The organism is Bombilactobacillus sp. ESL1094, from assembly GCF_058107425.1.
The window spans coordinates 418,087-430,272 of the sequence record NZ_JBYLUM010000001.1; the positions used below are offsets into that span (position 1 = coordinate 418,087).

11 protein-coding genes and 1 rRNA gene are annotated in these 12,186 nt (G+C 39.3%); 4 read left to right on the forward strand and 8 right to left on the reverse strand.

From position 1 onward, the window contains the following. Positions 1–20 precede the first annotated feature (20 nt). Both AC3B5S_RS02305 and AC3B5S_RS02310 read right to left on the reverse strand, forming a co-directional pair. A 16S ribosomal RNA gene (locus AC3B5S_RS02305) occupies positions 21–1,587 on the reverse strand. Positions 1,588–1,860: 273 nt separating this feature from the next. Further along, on the reverse strand, positions 1,861–2,268 hold the full coding sequence (locus tag AC3B5S_RS02310; RefSeq protein WP_489757277.1) for a CvfD/Ygs/GSP13 family RNA-binding post-transcriptional regulator: 408 nt from the start codon (positions 2,266–2,268) through the stop codon (positions 1,861–1,863). A gap of 70 nt (positions 2,269–2,338) precedes the next feature. Between AC3B5S_RS02310 and AC3B5S_RS02315 the strand changes: the two genes are divergently transcribed. Together AC3B5S_RS02315 and AC3B5S_RS02320 are read left to right on the forward strand one after the other, a co-directional pair. Next, on the forward strand, positions 2,339–3,322 hold the full coding sequence (locus tag AC3B5S_RS02315) for an NAD(P)/FAD-dependent oxidoreductase (RefSeq protein WP_489769144.1): 984 nt from the start codon (positions 2,339–2,341) through the stop codon (positions 3,320–3,322). Between the two features lie 67 nt (positions 3,323–3,389). Next, complete coding sequence (locus AC3B5S_RS02320) at positions 3,390–4,025, forward strand: VTT domain-containing protein (RefSeq protein WP_489757275.1); 636 nt, start codon at positions 3,390–3,392, stop codon at positions 4,023–4,025. A 53-nt stretch (positions 4,026–4,078) separates the two neighbouring features. On the opposite strand, the gene AC3B5S_RS02325 is transcribed toward AC3B5S_RS02320, so the two are convergent. The 5 genes from AC3B5S_RS02325 to AC3B5S_RS02345 form a co-directional block, all read right to left on the reverse strand. Next, on the reverse strand, positions 4,079–4,714 hold the full coding sequence (locus tag AC3B5S_RS02325) for a TIGR01906 family membrane protein (RefSeq protein WP_489757709.1): 636 nt from the start codon (positions 4,712–4,714) through the stop codon (positions 4,079–4,081). Beyond that, positions 4,714–5,487 carry a TIGR01457 family HAD-type hydrolase gene (locus AC3B5S_RS02330; protein ID WP_489757274.1) on the reverse strand — a complete coding sequence of 258 codons (774 nt, stop codon included), beginning with the start codon at positions 5,485–5,487 and terminating at the stop codon, positions 4,714–4,716. The genes AC3B5S_RS02325 and AC3B5S_RS02330 overlap by 1 nt, the downstream gene beginning before the upstream one ends. A gap of 7 nt (positions 5,488–5,494) precedes the next feature. Beyond that, a complete protein-coding gene (locus tag AC3B5S_RS02335) occupies positions 5,495–6,106 on the reverse strand; it encodes a YutD family protein (RefSeq protein WP_489757273.1) in 612 nt (203 codons plus the stop codon). A 1-nt stretch (position 6,107) separates the two neighbouring features. Then, complete coding sequence (locus AC3B5S_RS02340) at positions 6,108–7,499, reverse strand: bifunctional metallophosphatase/5'-nucleotidase (protein ID WP_489769145.1); 1,392 nt, start codon at positions 7,497–7,499, stop codon at positions 6,108–6,110. Positions 7,500–7,562: 63 nt separating this feature from the next. Then, positions 7,563–7,874 carry a hypothetical protein gene (locus AC3B5S_RS02345; RefSeq protein ID WP_489757271.1) on the reverse strand — a complete coding sequence of 104 codons (312 nt, stop codon included), beginning with the start codon at positions 7,872–7,874 and terminating at the stop codon, positions 7,563–7,565. 30 nt (positions 7,875–7,904) lie between these two features. On the opposite strand from AC3B5S_RS02345, the gene AC3B5S_RS02350 reads away from it, so the two are divergent. Together AC3B5S_RS02350 and pepV are read left to right on the forward strand one after the other, a co-directional pair. After that, positions 7,905–9,323 (forward strand): glycerophosphodiester phosphodiesterase, encoded by a 1,419-nt coding sequence (locus AC3B5S_RS02350; protein WP_489769146.1) that lies wholly within the window; start codon positions 7,905–7,907, stop codon positions 9,321–9,323. Between the two features lie 59 nt (positions 9,324–9,382). Next, positions 9,383–10,780 (forward strand): dipeptidase PepV, encoded by a 1,398-nt coding sequence (pepV, locus tag AC3B5S_RS02355; protein ID WP_489774806.1) that lies wholly within the window; start codon positions 9,383–9,385, stop codon positions 10,778–10,780. A 137-nt stretch (positions 10,781–10,917) separates the two neighbouring features. Here the strand turns inward: pepV and AC3B5S_RS02360 are convergent, their stop codons facing one another. Next, on the reverse strand, positions 10,918–12,084 hold the full coding sequence (locus AC3B5S_RS02360; protein WP_489757268.1) for an MFS transporter: 1,167 nt from the start codon (positions 12,082–12,084) through the stop codon (positions 10,918–10,920). Positions 12,085–12,186: the final 102 nt, after the last annotated feature.

The following is a 12,186-nucleotide window of genomic DNA, read 5'->3' on the forward strand; positions in this document are numbered from 1 at the left end:
TTCCGTTTATTTTTCCTTAGAAAGGAGGTGATCCAGCCGCAGGTTCTCCTACGGCTACCTTGTTACGACTTCACCCTAATCATTTGTCCTACCTTAGACGGCTAGCTCCCCGAAGGGTTACCCCACCGGCTTTGGGTATTACAAACTCTCATGGTGTGACGGGCGGTGTGTACAAGGCCCGAGAACGTATTCACCGTGGCATGCTGATCCACGATTACTAGCGATTCCAACTTCATACAGGCGAGTTGCAGCCTGCAATCCGAACTGAGAATGGTTTTTAGAGTTCTGCTTGCCCTCACGAGTTCGCTTCTCGTTGTACCATCCATTGTAGCACGTGTGTAGCCCAGGTCATAAGGGGCATGATGATTTGACGTCGTCCCCACCTTCCTCCGGTTTGTCACCGGCAGTCTCACTAGAGTGCCCAACTTAATGCTGGCAACTAGTAACAAGGGTTGCGCTCGTTGCGGGACTTAACCCAACATCTCACGACACGAGCTGACGACAACCATGCACCACCTGTCTTCCTGTCCCCGAAGGGAACCCTGTATCTCTACAGCTTTCAGGAGATGTCAAGACCTGGTAAGGTTCTTCGCGTTGCTTCGAATTAAACCACATGCTCCACCGCTTGTGCGGGCCCCCGTCAATTCCTTTGAGTTTCAACCTTGCGGTCGTACTCCCCAGGCGGAGTGCTTAATGCGTTAGCTGCAGCACTGAGAGGCGGAAACCTCCCAACACTTAGCACTCATCGTTTACGGCATGGACTACCAGGGTATCTAATCCTGTTCGCTACCCATGCTTTCGAGCCTCAGCGTCAGTTACAGACCAGAGAGCCGCCTTCGCCACTGGTGTTCTTCCATATATCTACGCATTTCACCGCTACACATGGAGTTCCACTCTCCTCTTCTGCACTCAAGTTTGACAGTTTCCGATGCACTTCCTCAGTTAAGCTGAGGGCTTTCACATTCAGACTTTTCAAACCGCCTGCGCTCCCTTTACGCCCAATAAATCCGGACAACGCTTGCCACCTACGTATTACCGCGGCTGCTGGCACGTAGTTAGCCGTGACTTTCTGGTTGAATACCGTCACTACTTGAGCAGTTACTCTCAAGCACGTTCTTCTTCAACAACAGGATTTTACGATCCGAAAACCTTCTTCATCCACGCGGCGTTGCTCCATCAGACTTTCGTCCATTGTGGAAGATTCCCTACTGCTGCCTCCCGTAGGAGTTTGGGCCGTGTCTCAGTCCCAATGTGGCCGATTACCCTCTCAGGTCGGCTACGTATCATCGCCTTGGTGGGCCTTTACCTCACCAACTAGCTAATACGCCGCAGGTCCATCCTTTAGTGACAGCCGAAACCGTCTTTCATTCCTTAATCATGTGATTAAGCACTTTATGCGGTATTAGCAACTGTTTCCAATTGTTATCCCCCGCTAAAGGGCAGGTTACCTACGTGTTACTCACCCATCCGCCGCTCGCGTCCATATCTTCCTACCCGAAGGTATTCCGTTACTTCTGCTCGCTCGACTTGCATGTATTAGGCACGCCGCCAGCGTTCGTCCTGAGCCAGGATCAAACTCTCATTTTTTGTTAGTTTGTTGACTCAGACTTAGAACTCTAACGTTCTTTGTCTTCTTTATTACTTTTAAATTGACAGGTTCTTTTTCAAGAACCCAGCACTTGGCTTTTAAAGAAACTTTGTTCAGTTTTCAAAGATCTACTTAACTTTTTGTTGATTACCACTTGATTAAGTGGCTCATTTAGTTTATCATCTTATCATGAGCTTGTCAACTGTTTTTTTTATTTGCTTAACAGTGACGCGCATGACTCATTGACAACAGAAAATATATTATCAACTTTTTTACCCTTTTGCAACCCCTTTTTGACATTTTTTTGATTTTTTTTCAATTTTCTGTAGTTCTTCCTTAATCCAAGCCTCTTTATGCCTGGCAATTGTATGATAACCGATGTTCTTTTGTTGATCGGTCCAGTAACTTTTTCGATTATAATGTTGACTATCATATAAAACTGGCTTTAATGCTCGTAATGATAAACTGATTTTTTCATCATATTCATCAATATTTAGGATACGCACTTGAATTACCTGTCCCAAATGTAAAAGCTCAGAAATATCATCAACATAACCATTCCGAAATTCCGAAATATGAATTAATCCTTGTCGATTACTATCCTTTATTTGGACAAATGCACCATAAGATCTAATTCCCGTAACGGTTCCTGAGACAACCTGGCCTATCGTTAAATCCATAAAATTATTACCTCTTTACTAAGATTAACATATAATATTAACCAATGTAATTATATTTGAGGTGCTACTTATGAAAGATAAAACGTTTGATGTCGCAATTATTGGTGGAGGGCCAATCGGGATTTTTACTGCTTATTACGCTGCTATGCGGGGCTTAGATGCAGTCTTAATTGAAGGAATGCCTAATCTAGGAGGCCAACCACGCAACTTATATGCGCAAAAAAAGATTTACGATGTTGCTGGCAAATTTGGCATTACTGGTCAAGGTTTGATTGATGATCTAATTCAAACTGGAACCCAAATTCAGTATACTAAGCGATTAAATACCATTGTCAATAATATAGTTAAACAAGATGATATTTATCAATTAGTAACTAATCGTCAAGATATTTTCGCTAAAGCCGTCATCATCACCGTCGGCAATGGTCCTTTCAAGCCGCGCAAATTAGCCTTTGACTATGATCAAAAACTCGAAGGCCATCAGTTAGACTACTTTGTTCAAGATATTAATTCTTATCAGAACAAAACAGTGTTGATAGCTGGAGGTGGTGATACTGCCGTAGATTGGGCCTTAACAATCAACAAAATTGCACATAAAACTTTTCTCTTACATCGCAGAGATCAATTTCGTGCGTTAGAATCTAGTGTCCAGGCTTTAAAAGAATCTACCATTCAACTATTAACGCCCAAAATAATCACTAACCTTGTGTTAGCTGACAATCAGCAACTAACTGTTAGCTATAAAGAAGTGGGACAAAATCAAGTAGAGACTATTAATGTTGACAAATTATTAGTTAACTATGGCATTATGAGTGATTCACGTCTTTTAAGAAATTGGGAGCTTAAACTTCAAGGCCCGTTTATTCAAGTTGATTCCAAAATGCGAACCAATCGTCCTAATATTTATGCTGCCGGCGATGTCGTTAGCTATCCGGGGAAGCAGCGCCTAATTACTTTAGGATTTAGTGAAGGCACCATTGCCGTTAATTCTGCTGTTGAGGCAATCAATCCGAAGAATAGTCGTTTAATGCACAGTTCTTCCATGTTCAATTAAGTTTTTATGGAACTTCTCACTAGCAACCAGTAAAATATACATCAAAAGCAAAAATTAAGGAGTCTTTATGCAACTAATTGATTTTGTAATGAATGTCGACAAACACCTTGCTGGGTTGGTTAACCAATTTGGTAACTGGTCTTACATTATTTTATTTTTGATTATTTTTATCGAAACTGGAGCAGTCATTCTTCCATTTTTACCCGGTGACTCACTTTTATTTGCTGCTGCCGCTTTAGCAGCCAACAAAGCTAGTGGGCTTAATGTTTGGTTATTATTTTTACTCTTTCTGCTGGCTGCCATGGGTGGTGATTCTTGTAATTATTCAATTAGTAAGTATCTCAATCATTGGCTGCAAGGAAAAGCTTGGTTTCATAAACTGGTTAAACCCGAATATATCAATCAAGCTCAAACATTTTTTGATAAACATGGTGGTAAAGCCATCGCTATGGGCCGATTTATTCCAATAGTTCGCACGTTTGTACCTTTTGTAGCCGGCAGTGGCGCATTAAAGTATCGACGTTTCTTGCACTATAACTTCATCGGTTCTTTTATCTGGGTTAGTATTTGTTTAATTTGTGGGCACTTTTTTGGCAACTTGCCCTTCGTTCAAGAGCATTTTTCCATGATTGTACTGGCAATTATCGTCATTTCGGTACTGCCTGCCGTCGTGGGCATGCTTCGGGCCAAATCAACTAAATAAAAACTATTAAAAAAGGCTGAATTCTTCTAATTGATAGAATTCAGCCTTTTTTATTATGATTTTAGTCTTTTTTGGGCATAACAATGTTGCCAATATAAGCTTATTAATACCAATAATTCAAAAACTAGAAATGCTAGTATAAAGCAATGTAAAAAGAAGGTATCTGGCAAAATATTAATAACCGGATCTTTTAACGGATCAAACAACCAATCATTATTGCGAAAAAGAAGCTGGTGAAATACTACAAAAAAGCCATCAAAATCTAAACCAGCCAATGCCCCTAAGATTAACGGCACTACTCCTAAAATTCGCAACCATTGCAAATTAATCGTCATTAAAGGTAATAATTGGTGGTGCTTTTGCCACCAAATAATGATTGCTCCACTGAACAGCCATACTAAGCCCACTAATAAAAACAGCTCCTTGACCTCTCGAAAATGTTCCAAGCCCTGAGCCGAACTAAAAAAGTTAGCCAATACCAAATGTTTTTTTAACGGATTAATTAAGTACAGCATAATTTGACCATAATTATGCCAAATTTGATGATTAGAAAGGTGCACTACCAAATTTAATTGTAAATAATGTAAGTCACACCAAAAAATCAAAAAACTGCCTAAAATCGTCACGATCACAGCCGACGTTAAAATAAAAACTAAACTAACTACCAAAAAATTGAGGTTTAATATCATCAATCCACACGCCACTCATCCAAACTAGCAATTTGATAAGTTGGTTTGCGCGCATATTGTGCCACTTGTGCTGGCGTACTGACCCCTGTATAAACTAAGATTGTATCAATTCCGGAATTAAAACCACATTCAATATCTGTATGATAATTATCACCAATAATGGCCACTTGTTGGCGTTGCCAACCTAATTGTTTCAAAGCAAAATCAGCAATCGTCCGTTCCGGTTTACCAATATAAATAGCTTTTTGTTGTGTCGAAGTTTCCACAAAAGAAACAATTGACCCCGCTCCAGGGACTAATCCACGTTCATTGGGCAAATTAGTGTCCGCATTGGTTCCAATAAATTGCGCACCATTTTTGATCGCCAACGTAGCTACTTCTAATTTATGGTAAGTTAAATCTGTGTCTAACCCCACTACTACATAATCAGGATTGACCTCTGAATACTGAATACCAGCTTGAAAAAGTGCCGACTTTAAGCCCCATTCACCAATCACGAAACAAGTATTTGCTGCCGAAAGTTGATGGTGTTGAATATAATCAGCACTCGCTGCTGCCGGGGTAATAATTTGCTGCGGTGTCACCTTAATCTGATGATTAACACGTAAATTATCAGCCACCTGCTGTGGCGTTTTGGTAGTATTATTACTCAAAAAAGCAAACGGAATCTGTTGTTGCTGTAATCGCGTAATAAAGCGTGCGGCGGCAGCAATTTTTTGCCGCCCCCGATACATTGTTCCGTCCAAATCAATTAAATAGCCTTGATATTTCATACTTCATTTATCCTTGTTGTTTAAGATTTCGAATTTTAAAATTGGATTTTTTAGTAACTTTTCCCCGTGAATGAACCACAGGCGTTTTCTTTAGTGAACGGCGCTTAAACTGTTGCGCCGTTGTTTTAACTTTATGCTGATTCGCATACTTTTTTTGAATATTACGCTTTTTAATCAGCTGTTTATGAACTTCGGGGGCCTTTTGTTCCCGCTCTAAGACAAAATAAGCACAGCCAAAATTACAATATTCTAACAGATAATCCTGCAGTGTATTAATCTTTTGATCAATCTTGGCATGAATTCGATTATTATCATAGAACCCCCGTAAGCGTAATTGCCCGTAGCCCCAATCGCCGACAATATAATCGTACTTTTGTAAAACGGAATTATAACGTAGCGCCAGCCGATTTAAATCCAAACCATTCTGGTGGTTAGTGACAATCAAATACGGTTCTTGATTGATTTTAATCTGTTCAGGACTAATCTGTAAAACTTCAGCCGCTGATTGTTCCGCCTCGTCTGATAACTCATCATTTGTCACAGCAATGGCATGTTCAATACTGCGACTCAGAATCGATTTTTTTTTCGTCGCTACAGTAACGCTCTTTTTCTCTGGCATACTAATCACCTTCTTTTATTAATGGAAATTTTTGTTGCAAATACTTCCCTAACACTTCCCGTAAAAAATCAGGGTACAAAATCGTATTCTGACCAACAATTTGCAAAGTAGGGAAAAAAGGAATAAACAAATAATGATCCAGTAAAGCAATTTGATACTCTTTTTGTGGTTGAATTTCTTGACCGCAATAAAATACGCGGTTAGTTGTTGCATCAAATTCTACGCCTGAAAAGAAAATTTCACCAAAAATTTTGCCACGAAAGCCCATTCCTTTTTGATGAAAGTTCCGCAAAAAATTACGATTCTTTTCTACTTCCATGATAAAGCGCCAAAAATCTCGCCCCTTTAATTTGGTAATCATTAAATGAATGGCATGCGGTAATTGGCGATGCAAATCGTCCGCTGTAATTACCCCCGCAGATAAATCTGTCAAAAACAAGCCACTATTTAGCATTGCCGCTGGCACCTGAGTTCGTTCCAACAAAGCCTGTAGTGTGAGTTTTAAAGCTGCCTGCTTGGCAAAAGGATCTTGCGTTAAGGTGAACGGTAAGTTGGCGATTTTTTGTTGACGGAGTAACTGGTGTCCCTGATCTTCATACTTAGCAATCACAGCTTGGTCGTCGTCTTGACTTGGCATTTGAGCTACCGTCACTGTTTGGGCTTGTTGTTTAATTAGTTGATGATCAGCCAAAGTTAAAGTCACGGTCCCAACGTGTTGCCCATACTTGCCAGCAGCTGTTAATAATGTATGATCAATTAATTGACCTTGCGGTAACAAATGATGCGTATGCGAACCAATAATCAAATCTAATTGTGGATATTGCCGAGCCAAGCGTTGATCTATTGGCAAACCTAAATGCGACAATAAGATTAAGACATCCACCTGTGGCCGCACGGTTTGAATCAAGTTTGGTAAAACTTCATCAACCATTTGAATTTGCCAACCAGCTAAGGGATACGTTAAGGTATAAGGTGCCGTCAAGCCTAAGACACCAATTTTCGTTTGCTTGGAAGTTTGTAGAATCTTATAATCTTGCACAAATGCTGGGGGCAGGCCATTTTTTTCTTTCAAATTACCTAAAATCACATCAAAATTAGCTTGATCATACATATGTTCTAAATCTTGATGGCGATAATATAGACCTTCACTGTTACCAATCGTCACTCCATCATAATGTAATTGATTCATCCATTGAACATTAGCTTGCGCTTTAGTCGCTTCAGTTAAGGGATGCTGCCGATCCGAAGCATCACCCAAATCAAACAAAAGCAGCGTTTGCCCCGCCTGCTTGGCTGACGTTCGTTGTTGTTGAATGAACCGCTCAATTTTGGGAAAATTTTCAAAATGTGAATGCAAGTCGTTAGTATGGATTATCTGAATTTCTTCTGACATACTTTTCCCCCTCTGGTTAATTTAGTTCCACCGATGACTTATTAAAAGTATTATCATATAATCTTAGTTAATGTTATTAGCATGTAAAATTTGTTCAAAGGCAGTTTTAATGGGGCCAGCGGGCTTTTCCCATTCCTGCCAATGATCAAAATCTTCTTTAGGAAAAGTATATGTTTTATTAATATAGTCTTCATAGACTTGAACAGCTGTCGAATGTGGAATATTTAGCTGCAAAATGCGGACTTCTTTAATCATTTTCCGTTCCGCAGCTAACTCCGCGCGCCCATTCATAAACATATTGGCAATTTCATAATAACGACTGCCATCATTTCGCGTAATCTGTTCAATTAAATCTAAAGTTTGATAATCGTGCAAAAAATCCGCTCCTTTAAGAGGTTACAGTCTGTGTTTAAAAAATCTTTCTTTTCTATTCTACTATTAATTAGTCTAATTTTTAATACCGGTTTTATTGTGGTTGGTCATCGTGGCGATCCGTTAAAGGCCCCCGAAGAAACTTTTGCTAGTATTGATGCGGCCTTTAGTGATGGTGCGCAATGGGTTGAATTAGACGTTCATGAATCTAGTGACAATCAATTGATCATTTCTCACGATCGTAATTTGCAGCGAGTAACTGGCGCCAATTTAATCGTCTCCCAACATCCGGCTAGCCAGCTGACACAACTCAAGCAAAGTAACGGTCAAAATATTTATACAATTGAGCAGTTGTTTAGCCATTACCAAAATAACCCTAACGTTAAGTTTTTAATTGAAACTAAAAAAACTAAGCATAACAATCCCCAAAATATGGAACAACTCTTAGTTAATGCTATCAATAAGTACCACATGCAGTCCCGCATTATGGTTCACTCTTTTTCAATTGATAGTTTAAAGAATATGCAACAACTCGCGCCCCAAATCCCACGAATTTTTATTGCCGGAAGTCTGGGACGTTTAAATTTTGACGTTTTCACACATACCAATGCAGTTAACGTCTCTTCAGCTTTACTAACCCCGGAATTAATTAGTCAATTGCACGCCATTGGGCAACAGGTCTTTGTCTGGGATGAAATGACTGAAAATCCCAAGCAATGGAATTGGCTTGTTAATCTGCCCATTGATGGGGTAGTGACTAATTTTCCGGCGCGGGCTAGTTATTATCAACAATTAAAACGCCAAGCTAATCAAAGTAACGTGAGTTTTGACGCCACTTTGATTAGTCAAAATCCACAAATAATCTGGGAAAATCCTTACCCACAGTCACCACAAAAAGGCATGTTACAGCCCAATGACACCGTTCATGTCCAAAAAATTGTGCGCTGGAATAACGACAATTACTTACAAATTGATAACAATCGTTTTATTACTGCTAATGGTTTAGTACAAAGTGACTTTGTTGCCAATCTTGCTCCCTTTTTAAATCAAACAGTTATCCCCGAAAATAACAAAGTTAATCGCAATTTATATTTACAGCCGGCTACTAAAGCTGCCCAAAAAGGCAGTTTAAACTGTAATCAAGCTTATCAAATCACTGCCTTGCAAAATATTGATGGCCATAATTGGGCCCAAATCAATAATCAAGGCTGGATCAAACTGAAAAATTTATTGGTCTTAGCGGCCAACCCAGATTTGAATCCACAACTAACCACAACGGATCCCTTAATTAATAATTTGAATCATCCGATTGATATTAATACTCAACAAGCTCTACGCTCTAATGCTAACCGCCCACCAAGCGCCCACCAAGTTTCTAACTTACCAGCGATCACTTATACCGATTTGGTCGCTAATAACCTCACTGCTTTAAAAAATAATATTTGGTGGTAAATACCACAGTTGAAATCTGCTATATTAGTAATGATTGATTGAACAACAGGAGGTTTATTATGAATTGGAAACAATTAGCAACCAATTATCAAACAGCAATTTTAAATGATTTACAAACATTAGTGGCCATTAATAGTGCCAGCGATGAAGACCATCAAAGTTCTACTTTTCCCTTAGGACCTGGTCCGGCCAAAGCTTTACAGCAAATGCTAGCTCTGGGTGAACGGGATGGCTTTACAACTAAAAATGTCGATAACTTAGGGGGGCACATTGAATACGGTCAAGGCGAAAAAATTTTAGGTATCTTTGCCCATATGGATACCGTTCCTGCTGGAGAAGGCTGGGACAGCGATCCTTTTTTGTTAACCCAAGTAGACGATAAATTATTTGGTCGTGGTACTTTAGACGATAAAGGCCCCGCATTAGCAGCTTACTATGCCTTAAAAATTTTAAAAGACCAAAATTTTCAGCCTCAAAAGACTATTCGATTAATCTTCGGAACTGATGAAGAAAATCAGTGGCGAGGTGTTAACCGTTATTTAGAAGTTGAACCACTCCCGGATCTGGGATTTTCACCAGACGGTGAATTTCCTGTAATTAATGGCGAAAAAGGCATTGCTTCATATGAACTACACTTTGCCCCCCAAACCAGTGAAGGTGAACAAATTTTAATTAGTTTCAACAGTGGTTTACGGCCTAACATGGTTCCGCAAAGTGCAACTTGTCAAATTCAAACACTGGACAGTTCCAAAGTCGTTAATGCTTTTAATCAATACTTGAAACAAAACCCAAAATTACAAGGCAATGCTTTAATTCAAGATCAAATTGTCACACTCAAATTAATCGGTCAAGGTTCCCACGCGATGGAACCAGAAAATGGTTTAAATGCCGCCACTTTTCTAGCCAACTTGTTAATTAACTTGCCATTAGATCAGCCTGGACACGACTTTCTTCAAACTATTGTTGACAACTTTCATCTAGACTATCTGGGCAAAAAAGTAGGTATTAACCATCAAGACGTAACAATGGGTGCTTTAAGTCAAAGTCCCGATATTTTTGAATATCAACTGAACCAAGGTGGCCAAATTATCGTTAATGTCCGTTATCCTAAAGGCATCACTGCTGATAAAATAGCCACACAATATCAAACAGCTATTCCTAAGGCTACCGTCAAATTGGCTGCCCATGCTCAAGAACCACATTTTGTGGAAGCTCATGACCCACTAGTCAAAGAATTATTAACTGCCTATCAAAATCAAACTGGTGATTATCAAAGTAAACCGATGACCGTCGGCGGTGGAACCTATGGCCGCTTACTAGAACGTGGCGTCGCCTTTGGCGCTTTAATGCCAGGAGCCGCTAATGTCATGCACCAAGCTAATGAATATATTACTTTAGACAACCTACTAACTGCCACCGCCATTTATGCAGATGCCTTGTGGCGCTTATGTAAATAAAGAACACAAAGAGATTGGGATTAAAGACACTTCAAAGTTAAATCTAATAAAATACGTTTAACTTTTGCAGTGATCTAAGAAAAAATTATTCATATTTCATTATGAAAATTTCTTCGATGCCCAATCTCTTTTTTGTTCTATTCTTTAGATTTTTGTAAAACAGCCACCCTTTGTACAATTAACGTTATCACAAAAGAAATGAATAAAATAATTGTCACCAATAGATACGGACTATTAGCTCGCCAATCCATCAACATCCCCGAAACTAACGGGCCAACGACGTTACCCACACTCGTCAAGGACGTATTAAGACCATTAATTAAACCTTGATTAGCATGACTCATCTTCGTCAGAACCGTCGTAATCGAGGGCCGCAACAAATCAAAAGCCGTAAAGACAATCAAAGTAGCAATAATCACTACTACATGATTATGTGTTTGTGTGATCCATAAAGTGGCTACTGAGCCTAACAAAAAGCAAATCGCAATTAGGCGAATTTCGCCAACAGAGCGAGTTAACCAATCAAACAAAACCACCTGAAAAAAGAGGGAAATAATTCCATTTAAAGTTAAGACTAAAGCAATTGAGCTCATGTTAAAATGAAAAACTTGATTAACATAAATACTATAAATACTTTCAAAGCCCTGCAAACCAAATGATGAGATAAAAATCATGACAAATAAAATCAATAAAATAGGAGTCATAAAAGTCCGCCAATTAATTTTGGCAACAGCTTTTTGCGTAGTGGTTTTGACATTAGGTAAACAAAAGAAGGTAAAAATACTACTGATTAACCCCAAGACTCCTGCGGCCCAAAAGGGTAATTTATAAGTAACATTAGCAAGCAAGCCCCCAATTCCGGGTCCTAAAATTAACCCCCCACTAAAAGCCGCGGAAATCCAACCAATGACTTTGGCACGTTGCTGTTGATTGGTCATATCAGCAGCCATGGCCATTGAAGTTGGGACAAACATGGCTGCTGAGATACCGCCAATAATACGTGAAACATTAAATAACCAAAAATAGTTCGACACCGCAAACAAAAATTCAGAAAACATATATAAGACTAAGCCTGTTAAAATCACTGGCTTACGTCCGACACGATCAGAAATCCGGCCCATAATCGGGGACACAATAAATTGCGCCAAAGCGTATAACGAACTCATAATTCCCACGTCAGTTGTCGTTAAATCATAAGCTTTCTTAATATAAGGCTGAACGGGAATCACCAAACTAATTCCCAAACAAATTAAAAAGTTTCCCACTACTAGAATATAAATGGCCCGTTTTGCTTCTTTATTCACGTTTTAACGCCTCCTAAACAAAAAGCTCAATAACAGGTTTAACTAAAAACCAATTATCAAGCTATTGACTGCTAGCTAGTAAATTAGATTAATGATAGCATA